This window comes from Aggregatibacter sp. (assembly GCF_057314075.1).
The window spans coordinates 117,757-141,001 of record NZ_DBHLAR010000005.1 but is presented as its reverse complement, the minus strand read 5'-3'; the positions used below and the strand labels follow the sequence as shown (position 1 = coordinate 141,001).

17 protein-coding genes are annotated in these 23,245 nt (G+C 41.4%); 8 read left to right on the top strand and 9 right to left on the bottom strand.

Going from position 1 to position 23,245, the window contains the following annotated elements:
• Positions 1 to 38: 38 nt before the first annotated feature.
• Positions 39 to 1,706: an anaerobic C4-dicarboxylate transporter gene (locus ACO5E4_RS04180; protein ID WP_314953445.1), complete on the bottom strand. Its 1,668-nt coding sequence runs from the start codon at positions 1,704 to 1,706 to the stop codon at positions 39 to 41.
• Between the two features lie 310 nt (positions 1,707 to 2,016).
• Between ACO5E4_RS04180 and serS the strand changes: the two genes are divergently transcribed.
• Positions 2,017 to 3,333, top strand: coding sequence for a serine--tRNA ligase (gene serS / locus ACO5E4_RS04175; protein WP_485862173.1), 1,317 nt, complete (start codon positions 2,017 to 2,019; stop codon positions 3,331 to 3,333).
• 76 nt (positions 3,334 to 3,409) lie between these two features.
• On the opposite strand, the gene cdd is transcribed toward serS, so the two are convergent.
• The 5 genes from cdd to potA all read right to left on the bottom strand — a co-directional run bounded on the left by cdd (position 3,410) and on the right by potA (position 8,381).
• On the bottom strand, positions 3,410 to 4,306 hold the full coding sequence (gene cdd, locus ACO5E4_RS04170; protein ID WP_485862172.1) for a cytidine deaminase: 897 nt from the start codon (positions 4,304 to 4,306) through the stop codon (positions 3,410 to 3,412).
• 112 nt (positions 4,307 to 4,418) lie between these two features.
• Complete coding sequence (locus ACO5E4_RS04165) at positions 4,419 to 5,516, bottom strand: extracellular solute-binding protein (protein ID WP_485862171.1); 1,098 nt, start codon at positions 5,514 to 5,516, stop codon at positions 4,419 to 4,421.
• A gap of 129 nt (positions 5,517 to 5,645) precedes the next feature.
• The gene (gene potC / locus ACO5E4_RS04160) at positions 5,646 to 6,419 is read right to left on the bottom strand and encodes a spermidine/putrescine ABC transporter permease PotC (RefSeq protein ID WP_290521082.1); all 774 of its coding nucleotides are present in this window, start codon (positions 6,417 to 6,419) and stop codon (positions 5,646 to 5,648) included.
• Positions 6,419 to 7,279, bottom strand: a complete 861-nt coding sequence (gene potB, locus ACO5E4_RS04155; protein ID WP_021617029.1) for a spermidine/putrescine ABC transporter permease PotB — start codon at positions 7,277 to 7,279, stop codon at positions 6,419 to 6,421. Before potB ends, potC begins: the two co-directional genes overlap by 1 nt.
• Entirely contained in the window at positions 7,263 to 8,381 is a 1,119-nt protein-coding gene (gene potA / locus ACO5E4_RS04150; protein WP_021617030.1) for a spermidine/putrescine ABC transporter ATP-binding protein PotA, read from the bottom strand. The genes potB and potA overlap by 17 nt, the downstream gene beginning before the upstream one ends.
• Before the next feature lie 266 nt (positions 8,382 to 8,647).
• Between potA and pepT the strand changes: the two genes are divergently transcribed.
• Positions 8,648 to 9,889 (top strand): peptidase T, encoded by a 1,242-nt coding sequence (pepT, locus tag ACO5E4_RS04145; RefSeq protein ID WP_485862170.1) that lies wholly within the window; start codon positions 8,648 to 8,650, stop codon positions 9,887 to 9,889.
• Between the two features lie 81 nt (positions 9,890 to 9,970).
• Here the strand turns inward: pepT and ACO5E4_RS04140 are convergent, their stop codons facing one another.
• The 3 genes from ACO5E4_RS04140 to ACO5E4_RS04130 all read right to left on the bottom strand — a co-directional run bounded on the left by ACO5E4_RS04140 (position 9,971) and on the right by ACO5E4_RS04130 (position 14,362).
• Positions 9,971 to 10,315, bottom strand: a complete 345-nt coding sequence (locus ACO5E4_RS04140; protein WP_109432879.1) for a YgiW/YdeI family stress tolerance OB fold protein — start codon at positions 10,313 to 10,315, stop codon at positions 9,971 to 9,973.
• 158 nt (positions 10,316 to 10,473) lie between these two features.
• Complete coding sequence (locus tag ACO5E4_RS04135) at positions 10,474 to 13,116, bottom strand: PqiB family protein (RefSeq protein ID WP_485862169.1); 2,643 nt, start codon at positions 13,114 to 13,116, stop codon at positions 10,474 to 10,476.
• Positions 13,082 to 14,362 (bottom strand): PqiA/YebS family transporter subunit, encoded by a 1,281-nt coding sequence (locus ACO5E4_RS04130; RefSeq protein WP_485862168.1) that lies wholly within the window; start codon positions 14,360 to 14,362, stop codon positions 13,082 to 13,084. Before ACO5E4_RS04130 ends, ACO5E4_RS04135 begins: the two co-directional genes overlap by 35 nt.
• 222 nt (positions 14,363 to 14,584) lie before the next feature.
• Here ACO5E4_RS04130 and proQ point away from each other — a divergent pair, with 222 nt between their 5' ends.
• The 6 genes from proQ to sucA all read left to right on the top strand — a co-directional run bounded on the left by proQ (position 14,585) and on the right by sucA (position 23,226).
• Entirely contained in the window at positions 14,585 to 15,193 is a 609-nt protein-coding gene (gene proQ, locus ACO5E4_RS04125) for an RNA chaperone ProQ (RefSeq protein WP_314953462.1), read from the top strand.
• Between the two features lie 76 nt (positions 15,194 to 15,269).
• Positions 15,270 to 17,327 (top strand): carboxy terminal-processing peptidase, encoded by a 2,058-nt coding sequence (prc, locus tag ACO5E4_RS04120; RefSeq protein ID WP_485862167.1) that lies wholly within the window; start codon positions 15,270 to 15,272, stop codon positions 17,325 to 17,327.
• A 74-nt stretch (positions 17,328 to 17,401) separates the two neighbouring features.
• The gene (locus tag ACO5E4_RS04115; protein ID WP_485862166.1) at positions 17,402 to 18,865 is read left to right on the top strand and encodes a L,D-transpeptidase family protein; all 1,464 of its coding nucleotides are present in this window, start codon (positions 17,402 to 17,404) and stop codon (positions 18,863 to 18,865) included.
• Between the two features lie 67 nt (positions 18,866 to 18,932).
• The gene (gene mepK / locus ACO5E4_RS04110; protein WP_314953467.1) at positions 18,933 to 19,493 is read left to right on the top strand and encodes a peptidoglycan L,D-endopeptidase MepK; all 561 of its coding nucleotides are present in this window, start codon (positions 18,933 to 18,935) and stop codon (positions 19,491 to 19,493) included.
• A 67-nt stretch (positions 19,494 to 19,560) separates the two neighbouring features.
• A complete protein-coding gene (locus ACO5E4_RS04105; protein ID WP_485862165.1) occupies positions 19,561 to 20,202 on the top strand; it encodes an MBL fold metallo-hydrolase in 642 nt (213 codons plus the stop codon).
• Between the two features lie 219 nt (positions 20,203 to 20,421).
• Positions 20,422 to 23,226 (top strand): 2-oxoglutarate dehydrogenase E1 component, encoded by a 2,805-nt coding sequence (gene sucA, locus ACO5E4_RS04100; RefSeq protein WP_485862164.1) that lies wholly within the window; start codon positions 20,422 to 20,424, stop codon positions 23,224 to 23,226.
• Positions 23,227 to 23,245: the final 19 nt, after the last annotated feature.

The following is a 23,245-nucleotide window of genomic DNA, read 5'->3' as shown; positions in this document are numbered from 1 at the left end:
GAAGTAGCCTTTTTTCATCTGATTAAATTTAATCTAAATTACAAGTATCCAAACAGGGTTGTGAAGATGTAACCAAATATACAGGAGGTAATTACACCGATTAAGCCCGGTAAAATAAAGCTGTGGTTGATGACAAATTTACCGATGTGGGTCGTGCCTGAACGGTCAAATTGAATTGCTGCCAGGTCACTTGGGTAGGTTGGTAAAATGTAGTAACCGTAACACGCTGCGGCGAAGGCAAGAATAATCGCCGGGTCAACACCGATACCTAATGCCAGTGGTACGAATGCCACTAATGCCGCCGCTTGGGAGTTAACGAATTTAGAGATTAATAGTAGCATTACAGCATAAGTCCAAGGGTGAGCTTTTACTACATCACCTAATGCCGCTTTCATCATCGGTGTATGGACGGTAAACATGGTTTCTGCCATCCAAGAAATCCCGAACACTGCTACTAATGCAATCATACCGGAACGGAAGATTTCATTTTTACTGATTTTGCCGGCATCGGTTTTTGTAAAGATGATGATTAATGAACCGGCCAATAACATGAAGATTTGAATAACGTGAACCATGCCTAAATTGACTTTTTTCTTCACGGAGTCTTTTAAGACGATTGCCGCATTTTCAATGGTTTCTGTTTTATCCGCGGCAGTAATGATCACATTGTTATCTTGTAAAGCAATCGTTTGGGTTAATGTGCCTTCGTTGTCATAAATCTCAGCGCGGTCATAAACTGTTTTGGCTTTGGCTTTGTTGTCTTTAACATCAAGAGCGACTTTACCGTCTTTAGCTACGGCAAGAATTTTACCGTCTTTCACGTTAAAGCTTTTGACTGCTTTATCACCTGAAAGTACTTCAACTACCTGCGCAGGTGCACTTTTCTCAAAAGATGGGCGTAATTCTTTGAAATAACCTAATAAGGCAACCACTAAAATGGCACCGAAGAAAATCCACATCGCGTTCCAGCTGGATTGTGGTAATTTTTTATCGAGTAGGGAAGCGCTGTCGCCATACACATATTTTTTGAATTCAGGATCTTTTAATTTTTCTTGGAATTCTTGGTCTTTATCTAAATCTTTACCACGGAACCAGCTGAAGATACCGATAGCTAAAACACCACAAAGGGTGGATGGCACAGTGATTTTTAATAAATCTAAGTAACCATCAAAGCCTGCTAAATGGTTTTGTGCATTCACTAAGAAAGCCGTTAAGGTGACTACCGCAACGGAAACTGGGGAAGCGATGATACCCATTTGTGAGGCAATAGAACTGGCTGCCATTGGGCGTTCCGGACGAATGTCGTTTTTAATCGCGATATCGTAAATAATCGGTAGCATGGTATAAACCACGTGTCCGGTACCGCAAAGAATAGTCAGGGTGCAGGTAACGAACGGAGCGAGAATACTGACGTATTTCGGATTTTTACGCAGTAATTTTTCTGCGATTTGCAACATCACATCTAAACCGCCACTGGCTTGTAATGTTGCCGATGTTACCACCACCGCAAGGATGGTTAACATGACATCGATTGCCGGTTTACCCGGTTCAATGCCGAAACCGAACACCAAGACAATAAGACCAATACCGCCTAACAAACCGAGAGCGATACCGCCTTTTTTGGCGCCGTAGAATAAACAGATTAAGACGATCGCAAGTTGAATAGCAAATTGCGAGCCTTCACTTAAGTTCATTAGAAATTCCATAGATACTCCAGAAAATAATTTCATTTGGTGATGAGAAAATCGGCGCTAGTTTAACATTAAGACTACTTATTAAGTAGTAGAATTAGGAAAATTGTTGCGTTACATCAAAGTTTTATTGGCGTACTTTTAAACTCATAGGGAGTATCCAATGACCTCTTTTTGAGTGGAAAATAAGGTAGCACGAAAAAACACGGCGATTTCTGACCGCACTTTAGTCCATGTTTTTGCTAGTTTATTGGTTGAATACGATATAGAATAAACGCAATTTTTAACACGGTATTAATAAACAGAAGAAGAGAAAGGTAACAGTATGATCGATCCGAATTTACTTCGTAATAATCTGGCAGAAGTTGCAGAAAAATTAAAAATTAAACGTGGTTTTATTCTTGATGTGGACAACCTCACACAATTAGAAGAAAAACGCAAAGCCTTACAGATCAAAACCGAAACGTTACAAGCAGAACGTAATGCACGTTCTAAAGCCATCGGTGCGGCAAAAGCCCGTGGAGAGGATATTGCGCCTTTGTTAGCAGAAGTGGATCACATGGGCGCAGAATTAGAACAGGGTAAAGTTGAGTTAGAAAAAGTACAAAATGCGTTAAATGACATTGCCTTGAACATCCCGAATATTCCTGCTGATGAAGTTCCTTTGGGGAAAGATGACAGTGAAAATTTAGAAGTATCCCGTTGGGGTGAGCCACGCAAATTTGATTTTGAGGTAAAAGACCACGTTGCGTTAGGCGAAAATTTACAAGGCTTAGATTTTGCTTCTGCGGTCAAATTAACCGGTTCCCGTTTTGTGGTGATGAAAGGTCAAATTGCCAAATTACATCGTGCCATTGCGCAATTTATGTTGGATTTACACACGGAACAGCATGGCTACACGGAAGCTTATGTGCCTTATTTAGTGAACCACGATACGCTTTATGGCACAGGTCAATTACCTAAATTCAGTGAAGATCTATTCCACACGAAACCGCTAGAAGGGCAAGACCCAAATGAAGTGCAACGCACTTATGCATTGATTCCAACAGCAGAAGTGCCGGTCACCAACTTGGTACGTGGCGAAATTTTAGAGGCGGAAAATTTACCGTTAAAAATGACTGCACATACACCATGTTTCCGTTCTGAAGCCGGTTCTTACGGCCGTGATACACGCGGTTTAATTCGTATGCACCAATTTGATAAAGTGGAATTGGTTCAAATTGTGGAACCGGAAAAATCCATGGATGCACTAGAAGAACTAACAGGTCACGCGGAAAAAGTCTTGCAATTACTTGGCTTGCCATATCGTAAAGTGTTGCTTTGTACCGGTGATATGGGCTTTGGTTCTTGCAAAACTTACGACTTAGAAGTTTGGGTGCCGGCGCAAAATACGTACCGTGAAATTTCTTCTTGCTCCAACATGTGGGATTTCCAAGCGCGTCGTATGCAAGCACGCTGTCGTTCAAAAGGCGACAAGAAAACCCGTTTGGTGCATACCCTTAATGGTTCCGGTTTAGCCGTAGGTCGTACCTTAGTGGCAGTTTTGGAAAACTATCAAAATGCCGATGGTTCAATTACCGTACCGGAGGTTTTACGTCCTTACATGGGCGGATTAGAGGTGATTGGTAAATCTGCAAACTAAATCACTTAAAAAAATAAATATGGGTGCGGTTATACGCACCCATATCTTTTAAACGCACTGAAAATTCACCGCACTTTTATACCTCAAAATACTCTAATTTTACCTCACATACGCTGGTGAGTAGGGCCTCTGCCATTGCTTTGTATTTCAAGGTTTGAGATTTCTCGACCATCACAGCACGGGTGATATTTTCTACGGCTTCACCACTTAATATCAGATAATTCAGCGCCACTTGCATCGCCGGTAGGCTTGGGTTAAACGCCGCATTTTCCGCATAACTGCCGTGATAAATGTGTTGATCTTGCGTTTGTAATGCAATGCCATGGAAGGCCTTTGAATAAGGCGCATGTGCTTGGTTCGCCATCGCAAGGGCTTGTGAAATCACTGGGTCGTTGCTGTTCAAGGATAATTGATTATCATGCTGATCTAGCAAATGTAGCTGAATGTTCAAGTTTTTTGGCCCGAATGCATCGGGTAAATATTGGTGCAACGGATTATTCTGACGATGCGGTAAATGAATTTGTAATCTTTCTGCGCTATTTAATTCATTCATAAACTGGCGACAATGGCCGCATGGTGTGTAGTTGACGCTAATGTCGGTGATTTGTTTTTCTCCGCGCATCCAAGCATGACTGATTGCGCTTTGTTCGGCATGGATGGTTTGTTGAATATCCGTTTGGCAAAATTCTTGATTCGCACCGAAATAAAAATTGCCGCTCACTCCTATGACGATCGCGCCAACATTAAAATGTGAGATGGGCGTGGTGGCATAACAAGCGGCAATGGGAAGCAGCTGAAGGGAGAGTTGTTGAGGCGTGATTTGATGTTTGTTGCACAAGTGCTGTATGGCAAAGTGCGGTAGGAATCCCACAAATTTTTGCTCTTGTAAAATAAGCCAAATATCCTGAGCTAACAGTACATTATCAATTTGGGACAACGCGTGGTGAATTTTGTCTGAAATTGGTGTTGTCATAATCCCCTCCTTTTTCGCTTTTCATTTCCTTATCTTAGCATTAGATAAAAAAAGTGCGGTTGAAAATTAATATAAATTTCGACCGCACTTTTGTGATGGCTATGAGAACAAATTATTTCGCTGCTTTTAGCTCTTGATAATATTGTTCATAGTATTGAATCGCATCACCCACATCATCTTGCCAGTAGCTATTTTTTAATACTTCAGCTGTTGGATAGATTGCCGGATCTTCCGTGATTTCTTTTGGTAAGACTTTTTTCGCTTCAAGGTTCGCCGTTGGATAACCAATTGCCAAGGTTAATTTTTCAGCGGCTTTCGCACCTAACATATAGTTGATAAGTTTGTGCGCACCGTCCGGATTTTTAGAGGTAACCGGAATGGCTAAAGTATCCACCCAAAGTACCGGCCCTTCTTTTGGGAACACCATGTCTAAAGGTGCTTGTTCTTTTTTCGCAATACGCACAGAACCGTTCCATAATTGACCCACTTCTACTTCACCGGAAATAAAAGAGTTTGCCGGGTTATCAGAGTTGAAAGAAAGTACATTCGGACGTAATTTCAACAATTCCTCATAAGCCTGTTTGATAATTGTTGGATCTTGCGTATTAGGATCTTGACCAATTTTCAATAAGGCAATGTTGAATACTTCACGGGCATCATCTAATAATTGTACTTTATTCGCAAATTCCGGTTTCCATAAATCACCCCAAGAGGTGAAATCGGTGCCTTTGTAGCTATTGGTGTTGAATGCAATACCCGGCGCACCTAATAATTGTGGAAGGGAATATTTGTTGCCTTTGTCGTAAGGCTTGTCGAGCCAATCAGGGTCTAATTCTTTAATGACAGGTAATTTGCTGTGGTCAAGTTCTTTTAACATACCTTCGCGTGCCATTTTGGATACGAAGTAGTTAGACGGCGCAATCACATCATAACCGCCGGCAGCCCCTTGGGTCTTGATTTTTGCATACATGGTTTCGTTGGATTCAAGGCTGGAAACAATAACCTTGATGCCGGTTTCTTTCGTGAACTCATCTAAAAGTCCATCCGGCACATATTCCGTCCATGTATAAAGATACACGGTATCATTTGCAGGCGCTTCAGCTTTTGCAGCTTCGGGTGTGGTTTGCGCTTGCTTGTTATCTTTTTCGTTACAACCGGTAAGGGCAACGGCGATCATACTTGCGGTGAATAAACCAGCAAATTTTTTCATTTTTGTTTGTTCTCCGTAAAAGAGGGGTAAAAAACCACCTGCATAAAATGCAGGTATAAAAAAACGCCTTGATTGTGCGTCAAGGCGTATTGTATGTGATATTAAATTATTTGTGAAACATTATTACTGCTAGATATCCTTGTGTTTTCTGCCGATAAATTGGCTAGCAACTACGAGTAATAATGAAAGCACAATCATGATGGTTGCAAGTGCATTGACTTCCGGTGTCACCCCGGTTTTCACCAAGGAGAAAATACGCAACGGTAAGATTTCATAGCTTACACCGCTCACAAAAGACGACACCACAACATCATCTAGCGAGATGGTAAAGCTTAACAACCAACCGGAGACCACCGCAGGTAACGCAAGTGGTAGGATGATTTTGCGTAAAATCGTCACTTCGCTTGCCCCCAAATCTTTCGCGGCTTCTAACATTCTGGCATCGAAACCGTTTAAGCGGGAGAAAATAGTGACTGTGACATAAGGCAAACAGAAGGTCACGTGTGCCAACAATAAGGACCAGAAACCTAAAGAAATCCCCACAACCATAAACAACGCGAGCAACGATACCGCCATCACGATATCCGGCGACATCATCACGATAAACAACATACCACTTACGGCTTGTTTGCCACGGAAACGATAACGATAAAGTGCAATCGCAGTTAAACCGCCCACAATGGTAGCGAGGGTTGCTGCAAAGAAAGCAATCGTTACAGAATGAATCGCTGCTTGAATTAAAGTATCATTGTTAAACAGCCGTTCATACCAGTTCCAGCTAAAGCCTTTCCAACTTAAACCATAACGGTCTTCATTGAAGGAGTTAGTCACCAAAATAATAATTGGGATATACAAATAAGCGTATACCACAAACATAAAGATATTACGTAGTAAACGGCTCATTATTCTAACTCCACTTTCTTATTCAATAGTTTATTGGCACGGTAGTACACAAAAATTAACAAGGCCATGAGAATCGTTAAGCCGATACTGATTGCCGAACCGAACGGCCAGTTGCGGGAAATTAAGAATTCACTCTTAATCACGTTACCCACAAGTAAGACTTTCGCACCACCAAGTAAGTCCGCGACATAGAACATGCCCATTGCCGGTAACAATACCAACAGGCAACCTGCCACAATGCCCGGCATGGTGAGTGGTAAAATCACACGGAAGAAACGTTGAAACGCATTCGCGCCTAAGTCTTTTGCGGCTTCCAATAAACGTCCGTCTAATTTTTCAATGGCGGAGTAAAGTGGCAAAATCATAAATGGCAGAAGCAAATAGACTAAACCGATGATCACCGCCACCTCTGTGTTTAGAATGCGAATCGGTTCACTCAAAATGCCCATATCCATCAACATGGTATTCAACACGCCTTTCACTCCAAGGAACACTTTCATACCATAAATACGAATCAGCGAGTTTGTCCAGAATGGCAATACCACAAGGAACAATAAGAGCGGTCGATATTTCGGATGAATTTTGCTGACCATAAAGGCGAATGGATAGCCGATCAGTAAGCAAATAATGGTGGCAATGCCCGACATATACAATGAATTCCACACCACCTGCGCATAAAGCGGATTAAACAGGTTGATGTAGTTATCCAAGTTAAATGGCAAGGCATAAAAGTTACTACCATCTCGGGTTAAGAAACTTACGACTAATACCAATAAGTTTGGAATTAGCACAAAGAAAATGAGCCAACCGAAGATAATCGCAACAGTAATTTTCTGAAATTTATTATTGATTATCTTCATCGTTGAGTACAACCTCCCAACCTTCGTGCCAAGTAATCCCTACACGTTGACCAATACTGTGATCCATATGAGGATCGTCTTCATTGAAAAACTCACTCACTAACACGCGTTTGCCGTTGTGCTCGAATTCTACGGTAGATTCAAGGGTCATACCTTTGTAAGTGCGGTCGATAATGTGACCGATAATCGCGTTAGAATGTTCGTGTTCATCCAGCTCTTCAATCACAATATCTTCCGGGCGAAGCAACACTTGAAGTTGTTGATCTTTTTCGACCGGAATATCCGTATAAATATCACAAATACGGCCTTCCACATTGGCAAGTACTACATCGTCTGATTTGCGTTCAATGACGGTTGCATCAAAAACATTAATTTCGCCGATGAAACGTGCCACAAACAAGTTTGCCGGATCTTCATAAATCTCACGCGGAGAGCCGTCTTGTGCAATTTTACCTTTACGCAATAAGACAATACGATCAGACATGGTGATTGCCTCTTCTTGGTCATGGGTCACGAAAATAAAGGTAATGCCTAATTGGCGTTGTAATTGCTTTAATTCATATTGCATTTGTTTGCGCAATTTATAATCCAGCGCAGACAGAGATTCATCAAGTAATAAGACTTTCGGTTTATTGACCACCGCACGAGCAATTGCGATACGTTGTTGTTGTCCGCCGGAAAGTTGGGTAGGTTTACGTTCTGCCATCTCTTCCAACTGAACCATACGCAATGCCTCTAATACACGAGGTTTGATCTCGCTTTCCGGCACTTTTTGCATGCGCAAACCGAAAGCCACGTTTTCAAAAATCGTCATATGTGGAAATAAGGCATAACTTTGGAATACGGTGTTGATGTGACGTTTTTCTGCCGGTACATTGGTAATGTCTTCACCGTCCAAAATAATGTTGCCGGAATCTAATTCTTCCAATCCGGCTAATAAACGCAACACGGTGGTCTTACCACAACCGGATGGGCCAAGAATGGTGACAAATTCACCATTATTAATGGTTAAATTAAAATCGTTAATAATGGTATTGGAACCGTAGGATTTTTTGATTGAACGAAGCTCAATAATTGGCTTGTTTTGAACCGAGTTTTCCACTAGCTTTGGTTTTCTCCCTAACGTACCGAAGTTTTTCGATAAAAATTAGAAACAAATGCCCACAAAAATGTAGGCGGTGACTGTAAAATGAACGCTAATGATATAGTGAACGGGAGATAATGAAAAGGAATTAATCAGGTTTTTTAATAAAAACTAAAATAGTTGTGATATATCAAGGATTTTGGCTCTATTTGTCGCTAGACTTAATACAATTTTTTATTGTTTTTTCGGAAAGTCAAATTAGATAAAAATAAGGGAGAAAAAGAATGCAAGATTTATTATCTCGAGAACCGGTGTTGGAGCGTTTTTTTAATTATGTGAGTTATGATACGCAAGCAAAACCCGGTGCTAAAATTTCTCCTAGTTCGGCAGGTCAATTAGCCTTAGCCAAACTGTTACAGCAAGAATTGGTGGCACTCGGGTTGCAAGAAATTGAGCTCAATAAACACGCCGTATTAACCGCATTTTTACCCTCCAACGTAGATCCTCACGCGCCGACAATTGGTTTAATTGCCCATCTCGACACCTCGCCGGATTGCAGCGGCAAACATGTGCAGCCTGAAGTGATTGATAACTATCGTGGTGGCGATATTGCTTTGGGTATCGGGGAAGAATTTATCAGCCCGGTGTATTATCCTTTCTTACACCAACTGGTCGGCAAAACGTTAATCGTCACAGACGGTAAAACGTTGTTGGGCGCGGATAACAAAGCCGGAATAGCGGAAATTATGACCGCACTTTATCGCTTAAAAACTGAGAATTTACCTCACTGCAATATTCGGGTGGCGTTTACTCCGGATGAAGAAATTGGTTTGGGAATGCAATTTTTCCCGTTTGAGCGTTTTTCTTGTGATTGGGCGTATACGATAGATGGTGGCGCAGTCGGTGAATTGGAATACGAAAATTTCAATGCGGCCTCCGCAAAAATCACTTTCCACGGATGCAACATTCATCCCGGTTATGCAAAGCACAAAATGATTAACGCGCTTGCATTGGCCTGCGAATTTCAAAATGCGTTCCCGGCGATGGAAGTGCCGGAACAAACGGAACAGCGAGAAGGTTTTTTCCATTTACATCACTTTGACGGCACACTTGAAAAAGTGGAATTGCAGTATTTAATTCGCGATTTTGACAGTGCTCATTTTGAAAAGCGTAAACAATTTATCTGTGATTTAGTGGAAAAATTTAACCGACAAAAACGCTTGTTAAAACCAGTTGAGCTAGTTTTAACGGAAAACTATAAAAATATGTATGAGGTGATTAAACAGATTCCTCAAGCTATTGAATTGGCAGATTCGGCTATGAAACAATGTAATATCACGCCTTATCATAAACTGATTCGTGGTGGCACAGACGGCGCTTGGTTGGCAGAAAAAGGCTTGGCTTGCCCAAATATTTTTACCGGTGGTTATAACTTCCATAGTAAGCATGAGTTGATTGCGCTTGAGGGAATGAAAGATGCGGTGAACGTGATCGTGAAGTTACTTGAATTAGCGATACAGAAATAAAATAAATTCATCTCAAAAACAGACCGCACTTTGGTTTTTTAAGTCAAAGTGCGGTTTGTTTTTTGGGTGTGCTTGAGTGAATTATTGAATTTTTTGAATTTGATGTACTTCAATGCTTGTTGGTTCACCAAAATCTTTATCAACGGAACCTTGAATACGAACGCGATCGTTTGGTGTGACATTAACGCCTTTCCACGCGTGATCATCAACATCCACTTTGATTTCACCGGTGCTATCACGGAAAATAAATTCATCGTCATCAATTTGACGAACAAAGTTACCTTCTAAAGTGACCGGTGCGTGATCAGCCATTTTTTGTGCCGCTTGCACGGTGGTTAGATTGTTACTTGCGTTAGTGTCTTGAAAACCGGCAAATGCGGTGGAAGACATGGCTAACAATGCTGCTAAGGTTACGATTTTCTTCATAAAGACTCCTAAATAATATCAGATGAAATAGTCACGCCACATCGCTGTTTGTGTCGAATGTGGCGCATTATAAGTGGCGTTTCTTAAGAAATCCTTAAATTTTTTAATCTTTTTACTTAATTCTTTAAATAAAAAATACGTAAAAAAATGACCGCTCTTTAATGGCTTGGTGGCAATGCACCCTGATTCCATTTTTGGCTATCTTGCGGACGTTTTATTTGCAATAAGAAACGTTGATTCGCTTTCGCCGGTTCCTGAACGACTGTGCCGGATGGCGTAGAGAAAGAAATTCCGCCTTTGAGCAATTGCTGCACGCTGCCGGTGTTAAATTGTGCCCCTGACAAGCTTAGGTTGAAATCGTAGCCTGAAGCAATCCAGAATTCAGAGTTTTTGCGGACTAAATGTTGGTATTTTGACGCAATGACAATATGAATTAATACGCGATCGCCGAGGGAGTTTAGCTCTAAGTTTTTAATTGTACCTACTTCTACACCACGATACATGATCGGCGATCCGGTAGTAATGTTTAACGCATCTGTCGTTTCCAAGACAAGTGGCAACCCATTGGTATATTTGATGTTATTGTTGATGGATTGGGCTAAGGCAAATTGAGTTTTCGTTTTGCCGGAACCAATCTCCACATCAATATACGGTTGCAATAGGCTGTCGATATTTTCAATGCCACCTGCGGAAATTTGCGGTGAAATCACTTTGAAACGGGAGCCTTCTTTGGCAATTAACGCCATATAATTCGGATGAATCAACGCTTTGCTGATGATTTTATTATTCTTTTGATCTAATTGAACGCTGTCAATTTCACCGATCGTTAAGCCCAAATAACGTAGCGCCATGCCTTTACTTAAATTCGTTGCATCTTCTGCGGTAAGGATAATTTGCTGCCCGGCAGATTTTGCTCGAAGTTCATTCGGATAAAGGGTGCGATTATGTTTGCTACCACTGTTATCAAAACTGATTGCACCTTTTAGTGAACGGGTAATCGGTGTTGCTTGAATGCTGATACCTTTCGGCGTAATGTCAATTTGTGCCGCACTTTCCACCCAGAACAGGCTTTTATCGGTTAATAAGTGTTGGTATTTCGGATAAATAAATACATCAACCGCAAAGTTTTGCTGTTGTGGACGAATATCTAAAATTTTGCCCACTTCATATTGGCGATAAAGTACCAATGACCCTTTGTTAATACTTGGTAAATTGGACGTCGTCAGGGTGAGTGTCGGGTTTGGGCGATTGTCCGTAATGCCGGTTTCTGCACTGGCTAAATCACGATAAAGTACGTAATTTTCTTGTGCTTTACTTTGTTCTTTGCCGGCAATAATTCGAATGCCGCCTTGTAACCATCGTTCTGGGGTGGCTGCTTCGAAGCGTAAGCCATCAACGCCAATACTTACATCAAAATTAGATGCCGCAACAAATAACGTATCACCGTGGATCAAATGGCGATAATCGGCGGCAACGGCAACTTTAAATTGCACCCCATCGGAAGCAACGTGTTGTGCGACCACTTCACCAATTTGAATATTGTTATAAAGCAGCGGTTGTCCTTCGCTAATGCCGTAAGTTTCCGGCGCGGTTAAGTTGAGCACTAAGGTGTTAGGTTGTTTGAGCAATAACTCACTTTCTTTAATTACATTAAAGGTGGTTTGAGTATCGCCATTGCCCGGCAGAATCTCAAAATATTGACCACGTAAGAGTTTTTGAACATCTGTGAAATCGCCTAAGCCACTTTTTTTCGCACGCAATACAATGTGAGTATTCGTTTTAAATAAATTGGTTAGGTTGGGATCAATGAGCAAGGTGCCACTTAACATTTCATCGTTATTTTCCACCGCACTTAATTTGGACAGCACCCCAATCTCGGTATTTTGGTAATACACTTGCGTTTTGCCAGCCTCTAAGCCGGCGACATTCGGAATATTTACGTTGATATTAATGCCGCGTTTTGCCGCTTGTAAATTGGAATAAAGCGTATAGGTTTCGTTCATTTCCGCAAGCGGGCTGTCGTTTGGTGAGTCAAAAGCGGCGGCACCTTGCACAACAGCATTCAAACTATCTACGTTCACATTTAAACCGGAAACGCCGATATTTGCATTAATGCCGCTGATGTTCCAAAAGTGGCTGTCTTTTTTCACAAATTTTGCATAAGGTTTATCGATGACAATATCAATTTCTACTTTTTTGCCGTCTTCGGTGAAGTGGTAGTCATAGACTTTCCCTACAGGCATTTTTTTGTAATAAATGGAGGCACCAATGGAGATAGAACCCAGATCATCGGCGATTAAATGAATTAATAAATCACCCGGATTTAATTGTGCAATCGGACCTTCTGTTTCCGCAATGAATTGATTTTGGGCATCGCCATCACCCGGTTGTAACGTGATGTAGTTACCTGACACCAAAGCATCTAGCCCTGAAATCCCTGCCAAAGAAGCACTTGGTTTGACTAACCAGAATTTGGTGTTTTCACGCAGCACGCTTCTTGCTTCTGGGTAAATATTAGCCACCACATCGACTTTTTGTAGGTCATCGGTGAAATTCACTTTTTTTACAACACCGATCTGTAAACCTTGATAGCGGATTTGAGTTTTATCTGCGACTAAACCTTCACCATTTGCAAAAGTAATACGAACGCTAATGCCTTGTTCCTGAATTATTTGGAAGAACAAGATAGCGCCAATACAAAGCGCAATGAAAGGAAGAAGCCAAAAAGGTGAAATACGTCTATTTTGAGTGACGTTGGCATCGACTTCAGTGTGTGTTGTGTGTTTTGTGTTGTCTGTCATAAATTTCCCAAATTAAGCGGCTATCAAATTGTTCCGCCGCAATCATTGTTAAGAAAACTGCAGCACCAAAATACAGCGCAGCAGTGCCTACAGAAAAATCAATAATTTGCCCTCTGGTGACTAAGGACATCATGAGTGCTAAAACGAATAAATCCAACATCGACCAGCGACCGACAAAATGGACCACATGCAATAAACGCATTTGCCAGCGGATGGAGTGTTTCAGCTTAAAATGTACACAAATCAGTAAATATAAAATAATCAATACTTTACTGACGGGCACGAAAATACTGGCGGTGAAAACGACAAAGGCAATGAAATAGCTTCCCATGTCAATAAAACTTAGCACGCCGGACATTAGCGTATCGGCACTTGGTGCGCCATTGACATAGATTACCGAGATGGGCAGCAGGTTAGCCGGAAAGAGCATGATAATACCGGCTAACAATAACGCCCAAGTCCGTTGTAATTTTATGGCAGAAGGAATATCAATTTGCGAATAACAACGGGGGCAAATTTCTTTGCCTTTATTATCCGTCAAGGGATTGAGGAAACTGTATTGGCAAGAATGGCAGTAGCGCAAATCCTCTGCTTTTGTGACGTCGTTGACCGCCTTACTTTGTGGGTAAAAATCATTCCACACTTCTGCCGGGTTAATTTTGATAAATAATAACGTGGTTAAAAGTGCGGTGAAAACAAAGGCGATTAAATAAATATCCAATTCTAACGTGGCGTATTCTTTTACTTTGAACATAGTAACGCCCAGTGCCACTAAATACACATCAAACATGACCCACGGTTTAATGTAGCCTAAGGAGATTAAAAGGTTGCGTGGTTTGGCTTTGACCATTTGCGCTAAGCGCAACAAAATGACTAAAAGCGCAAAGGCAATAGGCATAAAAACAGCACAAATAAAAATTAAAAATGCCGTATAAGAGAAGCCTTGTGTTGCCATTTTCCAAACCCCTTGCCATACCGAGGCATTAATTTTTTCACCGAGCAGGTGAATGCTCAACAGCGGGTAGGTGAGCGCAAAGGGCATGAGTATCAAAATTGAAAGGGCAATAATGGAACAGCGTTTAAGGCTCCAGCGGTTGGTTGAGTACAACACATTATGGCAGCGCGGACAGACAGCGCGTTGGCCTTTTTGTAAGGGCAGAATTTTGATCACGGCATTACAATCGCCGCAGCGGGCTATGCGGGAGTAATTTACCTTGGTCAAATCGGTTTGTAACTTGCCTGTCATGAATTGTTATTCCTCATTAAAGAAACGCGTATTTTATACTGGTTCTTTTCTTTTGGCACGGATTTGCTGAATATGGCATAAAAAAGTGCGGTTGTTTTTACCTGCGTTTATGATTTCTCCACGCTAAATCTGATTATTCATTGTCATTTTTAGCCAAAGTGGCTAAAATGTGGCAAGTCTTTTCTATTCAAAATCTATATAGGATGTCTACAGGATTTCGTCATGACAGAAGTACAAAAATTAACTAATAATAAAGAAATAATTGCTTATTTGGCGGAAAAATTTCCGCTCTGTTTTTCTCTTGAGGGAGAGGCAAAACCGTTAAAAATCGGTTTGTTCCAAGATTTAAGTGAAGCATTAAAAGATGATGAACGCGTAAGTAAAACACAATTACGTCATGCTTTGCGTCAATATACGTCTAACTGGCGCTATTTACATGGTTGTAAAGTAGGTGCCGTGCGTGTGGATTTACAAGGCAATCCGGCTGGTGAATTAGAACAGGAACATGCGGATCATGCTGCTCAACAATTAGCTGAAGCTAAAGCATTGGTTGCACAAAAACGCGCAGCGGAAAAAGCAGCCAAGGCAGCAACTGAGAAAAAACGCCCGGCGCGTCGTACTCCAAAACAGGGTGAAAAAACGGTACGTAAACCTAAATTAGTGCTGACCAGCGTAAACATGGCAGAGTTACAAGAAGGTCAGCAGGTGAAGGTCAAAGTGGGCGACAGAGCGCAAAATGCAAAAGTGTTGGAATTCTCCAACGAGGCCGCCCGCGTAGAATTAGATAACGGTTTGGTCGTAAACGTCACAGCAGACCGTTTGTTTGCTTAAACCAACTTTTAATGAAGTTATCTGTGCAGATAACTTCATTTATTTTGTTTTTGCCGTATATATTAGGAAAGTTTGAATGAAATTGAGTAAAACGAAAAATTATTTGACCGCACTTGTATTAGGAACGTTGTTTCTTAATGCGGGTGTTGTTGACGCGGTGCAACCTAAGTTAAAACCTTCAGATATTGTTGCACTGCAACCTTCTGAAGCGAATATGTTTGCCACGAAGCGGGCGACAACACGTTTGACACAGTCTCATTATCGTAAATTTCAATTAGATGACGAATTCTCTGAGAAGATTTTTGATCGTTATCTCAAAGGATTAGACTTTAACCGTAATACTTTTTTACAGTCGGATATTGATGATTTACGCGCAAAATATGGCAAAAAAATTGATGATGAATTGAATGCAGGCAACTTGGATATTGCATTTAATATCTATGATTTGATGATGAAACGTCGTTATGAGCGTTATCGTTATGCATTGTCTTTGTTGGATAAAGAACCTGCTTTAAATGACGATATGCAAATTGAAATTGATCGTGAAAAAGCCGCATGGCCTAAAACGGAAGCGGAAGCCGATAAATTATGGGAAGCGCGTGTCAAAAATGACATCATCAATTTGAAATTAAAAGATAAAAAATGGCCTGAAATTAAAGAGAAATTAGTTAAACGCTATAACTTAGCCATTCGTCGCTTGACTCAAACCAAAGCAGATGATGTGGTACAAACCTACTTAAACGCATTTGCCCGTGAAATCGACCCCCATACCAGTTATTTAGCGCCTCGTACGGCAAAAAGTTTCAATGAAAGTATGAATCTTTCTTTGGAAGGTATTGGCGCGACTTTGCAGTCTGAAGACGATGAAACCAGTATTAAATCGTTAGTGCCGGGTGCGCCGGCAGAGCGCAGCAAAAAACTTAAAGCTGGCGATAAAATTATTGGTGTGGGTCAGGAAAAAGGCGAAATTGAAGATGTAGTTGGTTGGCGTTTAGAGGACATTGTTGACAAGATCAAAGGTAAAAAAGGCTCTAAAGTTCGTTTGGAAGTTGAATCGGATAAAGGTGGCAAGTCCCGTATTGTTACCTTGGTACGTGATAAAATTCGGATTGAAGACCAAGCAGCAAAATTAACGATTGAGAAAATGGATGGCGTTGATGTTGCGGTGATTAAGATTCCTAGTTTTTATTTGGGATTAACAGAAGATGTCAAAAAATTACTTAACGATATAAAAGTAAAAAAAGCATCTGCATTAATCGTTGATCTTCGTGAAAATGGCGGTGGCGCCTTAACAGAAGCCGTTGGTTTGACCGGTTTATTTATTAGCGATGGCCCGGTTGTTCAGGTTCGCGATGCTTATCAACGTATTCGTGTACATGAAGATCCGGATAATGCGCAGCAATATAGCGGTCCGTTATTAGTTATGATTAATCGTTTTAGTGCGTCAGCCTCTGAAATTTTTGCAGCAGCAATCCAAGACTATAACCGCGGTGTTGTTATCGGGCAAAATTCTTATGGAAAAGGTACCGTCCAACAAAGTCGTTCCTTGAATTTTGTTTACGACTTGGATCAAACCCCACTGGGTTTATTGCAATATACGATTCAAAAATTCTATCGTATTAATGGCGGTAGCACACAGTTGAAAGGTGTTGCGCCGGATATTCAATTCCCAGATGTCATTGATAGTAAAGAATACGGTGAAGAAAAAGAAGATAATGCATTACCATGGGATAAAATTCCGTCAGTGAATTATTCTGAGGTGAGCGAAGCACGCAAATCGGTCTCCGAATTGGTGCAAAAACATAATGACCGCATGGCGAAAAATCCGGAATTTATTGCACTTAACGAAGATTTAAAAGTGCGTAATGAGCGCCGTGAACGTAAGTTCTTGTCGTTAAATTATCAAAAACGCAAAGCGGAAAATGATAAAGATGACGAGAAACGTTTGAAAGACATTAATGAACGTTTCAAACGTGAAGGTAAAAAGCCATTGAAAGATATTGATGATTTGCCGAAAGATTATGAAGCACCGGATTTCTTCCTGAAAGAGGCAGCTGCAATTGCGGCAGATATGGTTAAATTTGAGCAGAAAAAGGCTGAAATAAAACAGACTGATAAGTCTGCAAATCAATAAATCTCTTGTTTTTGGATCGCACTTTTCTAAGTGCGGTCGTTTTTAAGAAAGTTTATAAAAATTAAGGTAAGTTGATGAATACTCGAACGTTTAAATTAGTTACTCTTGCGATCATAAGCATGCTTTATGTAGGGAATGTTGCTGCAGAGGAATTACAGCAAAGTGATTCAATGCTAGCCACACAGCAGTTGGAGCTAGAAAATAAGGTCGAGGAAGCACGTTTAGCTGCAGAGAAGAAGGCTGAAGAAGAACACTTGGCAGTTGAGGCAGAAAAACGCTTTTCTGAGCATTTTGGTGATGTATCTCTTCAATTTAAACCTTTAATTGCCAAGATTTATGTTGAGAATCATTTTTCTCCAATTTGGACAGATAATCAGGCCAAGCAGCAATTTTTACATGATTATGCATTAGCGATTGCCGGGGGAATTTCGAAACGCTCAGCAAATGCTTTAAATGCGATCTATGAAGCAGCAGGAAAAGGCGAGTTAATTGAAGATGTTCTGTTAACCGACGCATTTTTAGATTATTTGTTTTATGCCACCAATGTAGCGAAATCCGCACAAAAATGGTTATATGCAGGCAATAGCTATAAAGCCGGTCAGTTAAGTGATGAGCAAGTGTCTGCATGGTTAAGTGCGGTCAAAAATAATGATAATTTTACTTTTGTGAAAAATCTTTCCGGCGAAAATGCGCTCTTTAAGCAAACATCGGCGCGCGTAGCTCATGTAATTGACGCGGGTGTTGATAAGCATAATATGGTTGAACTGTATCGGTTAGCGATTAATGCTCAACGTTTACGCATTTTACCTGCCTTCCAAGATGGTATTTTCGTGAATATTCCAAGTTACGAACTCAATTATTATCGCGATGGACAAGTGGTTTTAAGTTCTCGTGTGATTGTTGGACAATCAAGCCGTAAAACGCCGGTGATGTCTAGTCGTTTGAGTAATGTGGTAGTGAACCCGCCTTGGAATGCGCCAACCCGTTTGATTAACGAAGACATTATTCCAAAAGTACGTAAAGATCCGAGTTATATTTATCGCCATGGCTATACGATTATTGATGGCAGTGGTAATACCATCGATCCTTACACGATAGATTGGGAAAATATGTCGGCGAAAAGATTCCCATATCGCTTGCGCCAAGCCCCAAGTGATAACAGTGCATTAGGAAACTATAAATTCAATATGCCGAGTTCTGAGGCTATTTATTTGCACGATACACCGAAACGTAATTTATTCGGCAATAAAAATCGTGCCTTAAGTTCCGGTTGTATCCGTGTAGAAAAATCAGATCAGTTGGCCACTATTCTATTGAAAGAAGCGGGTTGGACGGATGAAAGAAAACAAAATGTGCTAAAAAGTAAAAAAACAACTTCAGCTGGTATTAAATCCGATAATCCGGTCTTTTTGTATTATGTCACTGCATGGGTGGATAAAGATCAAGTTCACACATTGCCGGATATTTACGGTTATGACAAAGCCCCTGATTTAAGTTATATTAATTGGGATATTTTAAAACACTATATTCAACGTTAATCTGTGGAATTTATCTTGGTAACCTTAATTAAGTAAACAGATTATTATCATATTTAGGAAATACATAATGAGTCATATTAACCATGGTCGACGTAAATGGTTATCGCTAGGGGGGATTGTATTAGGCGCTTCGCTTTTACCGAATACGGTTTTAGCGGCAGTTTCAACGCCAAAACCCCGTCTATTAAGTTTTCGTAATATTAATACCGGTGAGAAACTGAGCGCAGAGTTTGCTTTGGGACGAGGTTTTAATAACGCTACTTTGCGGTTACTAGACCATTTTCTACGTGATAAGCGTACCAATCAGGTTCATAGAATGGACCCAAATCTTTTTACTAAATTTTATCAGTTGCAGCAGAATCTTGGTTTACGTAACACGGAAATCCAAATTATTTGTGGATATCGTTCTGCTGCTAGCAATGCGGCAATGCATCGTCGTAGTCGAGGGGTAGCAAGTAATAGTTATCATATTCGTGGACAAGCCATCGATTTTCGCATTGATGGGGTGCCGTTAGCGAAAGTACGCGATGCCGTCGACGCACTACAAAATGGTGGTGTTGGTTTTTATCCTCGCAGTAATTTTGTGCATATGGATACCGGTCCGGTGCGTACTTGGCGCGGTAGTTAGTAAAAACATTTGAAATTTAGACCGCACTTTTGTGCGGTTTTTTACTGAAAAATATGGTGAGTATCATATGAACATTGAAATTATCCCCGTAACGGCATTTCAACAAAATTGTTCTTTAATTTGGGATGATGAAAAAAAAGCGGCAATTATTGATCCGGGTGGCGAAGCGGAAAAGCTGATTAGACGGATTGAAGAACTTGGGCTGAATTTACAAGTAATTTTATTAACACACGGCCATTTAGACCATGTAGGGGCAGCAGAAAAATTAAAACAGCATTTTAATATACAGATTTGGGGATCTAATTCGCAAGATGATTATTGGTTTAAAAACTTGCCGCAACAATCAGAGAAATTTGGTATGCTGTTTGAGGTGTCTGCCTTTGAACCGGACCGTTGGTTAGATCTGGAAGGTGAAACACTCAATATTGGTGATTTTACGTTTGAGATTTTACACTTGCCGGGACATACACCGGGACATATTGGTTTTATTGAACACAAAAAACGCATTGCTTTTACCGGTGATGTGTTGTTTAAAAATGGCATTGGGCGCACGGATTTCCCGGGGGGGAGTTATGAGACAATTCTGGCGTCTATTCGCAATAAATTATACCCTCTGGGAGATGATATGATTGTGATACCTGGGCATGGGCCTTATACTACCATCGGTGAAGAAAAACGAACAAATCCTTATGTCAAAATGAGCGAATAAATAGTATTTTTCTTTTTAGAAAGTGCGGTGAGAAATTGAAATATTTTCACTGCTCTTTTTTTACATAAAAGTTAATTTTTTGTAAAAATTCAAACCTAGATCACAGTATCAAATGAATGCTTTTGGCATAATGCCGACATTCAAAGCGCAGAAAATTCTTCTGTATTTTATTTATCGTTACGTTGTTTGTTAGCGTATTTAAATCTTAAGGTGGTATGTATGCAGCATTCTTTACATGAATGGCTCTCCTCCAGTGCACTAGGTGGGGCAAATCAGTCTTATATTGAGGATCTTTATGAAAGCTATCTTGAAGATCCGAACAGTGTGGATGCCAGTTGGCAAGAAATTTTTAAAACGCTGCCAAAATCCACCGCACTTGAGCAGGCGCATTCAACGGTGCGCGATTATTTCCGCCGTTTAGCGCGAGAAAATCATGGACAGAGCGTGAGCGTGATTGATCCGGAAGCGAGCGCGAAATTAGTTAAAGTTTTACAATTCATTAACGCATACCGTTCCCGTGGCTACATTGAAGCTACCCTCGACCCTCTCAATTATTACCGCTGGAAAACCTCCTCGGTGCCTGAATTAGACTATCACCAACATGGATTAACCGACGCTGATTTAGACGAAAGTTTCAATATCGACTATGCCGTTTATGGCAAGGAAAGCATGAAGCTACGTGATTTAGCCCGCGATTTGAAAGCCACCTATTGTGGCAATATTGGGCTGGAGTTTATGCACATTCACGATATGGAACAGCGTAATTGGTTGCAAAGCAAACAAGAAAAATGGATTCAACAGCCACTTTTCAGTAAAGACGAAAAAATCAATTTGCTGAAAGAATTAACGGCCGCTGACGGTTTAGAACGTTATCTAGGAGCGAAATTCCCGGGCGCGAAACGTTTCTCGTTGGAAGGAAGCGATGCGTTTATTCCGATGATGAAAGAGATCATCCGTCATGCCAGCCGTCATGGGATGGACGATGTCGTATTGGGCATGGCGCATCGTGGTCGTCTCAATATGTTAGTCAATGTATTTGGTAAACGCCCGAGCGACTTATTTGATGAATTTGCCGGTAAACATGCTGAAGATAATCGTACCGGTGATGTGAAATATCACCAAGGTTTCTCCTCCGATTTTGCGGTAGATGATAAGAAAGTGCATTTGACACTTGCCTTTAACCCGTCTCACTTAGAAATTGTGAGCCCGGTTGTAATTGGTTCCGTGCGCGCAAGACAAACCCGTAAACAAGACACCGAACATAACAAAGTGTTGGCGGTAACAGTGCACGGTGACTCCGCGGTAACAGGACAAGGTATCGTACAAGAAACCTTGAATATGTCCAATGCACGGGGTTATAAAGTCGGCGGCACGATTCGTATTGTGATCAATAACCAAATCGGTTTCACTACCTCTAACCCGACGGATACCCGTTCTACCGAGTTTTGTACCGACATCGCCAAAATGATTCAGGCGCCGATTATTCATGTGAACGGTGATGATCCGGAAGCCGTTGCTTTTGCTGCCCGTATGGCAGTGGAATATCGAACTGTCTTTAAACGGGATATTTTCATTGATTTAATTTCCTACCGTCGCCATGGTCATAACGAAGCCGATGAGCCATTGGCCACTCAGCCGATGATGTATGGCATTATCAAAAAACACCCAACACCGCCGAAAGTGTATGCTAACCGTTTAATTCAAGAGGGCGTCATTACGGAAGAAGATGCCACAGAAATTTCCAATTTATACCGCGATGCTTTGGATAATGGTGAATGTGTCGTGCCGGAATGGCGCGCGATGGACATGGCAAAAGTGGACTGGTTGCAGTATCTCAACTATGACTGGACGGCGCCGTATGAAAGCAAATTCCCGGAAGAGCGGTTTAAAACCTTAGCAAAACGTGTCTCTCATTATCCGGATTATGTGCAACCGCACCCTCGTGTTGAAAAAATCTATGCCGACCGCCAAGAAATGGGTCGAGGCGAAAAATTATTAGACTGGGGGATGGCGGAAACCATGGCGTACGCTACCTTGTTGGATGAAGGCATTCATGTGCGTTTATCCGGTGAAGATGCCGGCCGTGGTACGTTCTTCCATCGTCATGCCGTTGTACATAACCAAAAAGACGGTACCGGCTATGTGCCATTAACCCAATTACACGCCAATCAAGGTCGCTTTGAAGTATGGGATTCCGTTTTAACTGAAGAAGGGGTGCTTGCCTTTGAATATGGTTATGCCACCACGGATCCGAAAACCTTAACCATTTGGGAAGCGCAATTTGGTGATTTCGCCAACGGCGCGCAAATCGTGATTGACCAATTCATCAGCTCCGGCGAACAAAAATGGGGCAGAATGTGTGGTTTAGTGATGTTGCTACCGCATGGTTACGAAGGACAAGGCCCGGAACACTCATCTGCCCGTTTAGAGCGTTATTTGCAACTTTGTGCACAACAAAATATGCAAGTTTGTGTGCCTTCAACACCGGCGCAGGTGTATCACATGTTACGTCGCCAAGCGATTCGTAAAATGCGCCGTCCGTTAATTGGTATTTCACCGAAATCCTTGTTACGTCATCCGTTAGCCGTATCCAGTATGGATGAATTGCTTAACGGCACGTTCCAAACGGTTATTGGTGAAATTGACAATCTAGATCCGAAAAAAGTGAAACGTGTGGTGATGTGCGCCGGTAAAGTGTATTACGATTTATTGGAACAACGCCGTAAAAATGAACAGGATAACGTAGCTATCATTCGTATTGAGCAACTTTATCCGTTCCCACACGAGGATGTGAAAGCGGTGTTGGCGCCTTATTCACATGTAACGGATTTTGTATGGTGCCAAGAAGAGCCACTGAACCAAGGGGCTTGGTACTGCAGTAAACATAACTTTGAGGCTGTGATTCCGGACAATGCCAAATTGTCTTATGCCGGCCGCCCGGCTTCTGCTTCACCGGCGGTAGGTTATTTGTCATTGCACGCTAAACAGCAAAAACAATTGGTGGAAGATGCCTTAACCCTTTAATCCGTTAAGGTGCGGTGTA

Coding starts and splice junctions, on each gene's coding strand:
- ACO5E4_RS04180 (WP_314953445.1), bottom strand. CDS start 1,706: ATGGAATTTCTAATGAACTTAAGTGAAGGCTCGCAATTTGCTATTCAA.
- cdd (WP_485862172.1), bottom strand. CDS start 4,306: ATGACAACACCAATTTCAGACAAAATTCACCACGCGTTGTCCCAAATT.
- potC (WP_290521082.1), bottom strand. CDS start 6,419: ATGAGCCGTTTACTACGTAATATCTTTATGTTTGTGGTATACGCTTAT.
- ACO5E4_RS04140 (WP_109432879.1), bottom strand. CDS start 10,315: ATGAAGAAAATCGTAACCTTAGCAGCATTGTTAGCCATGTCTTCCACC.
- ACO5E4_RS04130 (WP_485862168.1), bottom strand. CDS start 14,362: ATGACAGGCAAGTTACAAACCGATTTGACCAAGGTAAATTACTCCCGC.
- ACO5E4_RS04115 (WP_485862166.1), top strand. CDS start 17,402: ATGAATACTCGAACGTTTAAATTAGTTACTCTTGCGATCATAAGCATG.
- mepK (WP_314953467.1), top strand. CDS start 18,933: ATGAGTCATATTAACCATGGTCGACGTAAATGGTTATCGCTAGGGGGG.
- ACO5E4_RS04165 (WP_485862171.1), bottom strand. CDS start 5,516: ATGAAAAAATTTGCTGGTTTATTCACCGCAAGTATGATCGCCGTTGCC.
- sucA (WP_485862164.1), top strand. CDS start 20,422: ATGCAGCATTCTTTACATGAATGGCTCTCCTCCAGTGCACTAGGTGGG.
- ACO5E4_RS04105 (WP_485862165.1), top strand. CDS start 19,561: ATGAACATTGAAATTATCCCCGTAACGGCATTTCAACAAAATTGTTCT.
- prc (WP_485862167.1), top strand. CDS start 15,270: ATGAAATTGAGTAAAACGAAAAATTATTTGACCGCACTTGTATTAGGA.
- potB (WP_021617029.1), bottom strand. CDS start 7,279: ATGAAGATAATCAATAATAAATTTCAGAAAATTACTGTTGCGATTATC.
- pepT (WP_485862170.1), top strand. CDS start 8,648: ATGCAAGATTTATTATCTCGAGAACCGGTGTTGGAGCGTTTTTTTAAT.
- ACO5E4_RS04135 (WP_485862169.1), bottom strand. CDS start 13,116: ATGACAGACAACACAAAACACACAACACACACTGAAGTCGATGCCAAC.
- serS (WP_485862173.1), top strand. CDS start 2,017: ATGATCGATCCGAATTTACTTCGTAATAATCTGGCAGAAGTTGCAGAA.
- proQ (WP_314953462.1), top strand. CDS start 14,585: ATGACAGAAGTACAAAAATTAACTAATAATAAAGAAATAATTGCTTAT.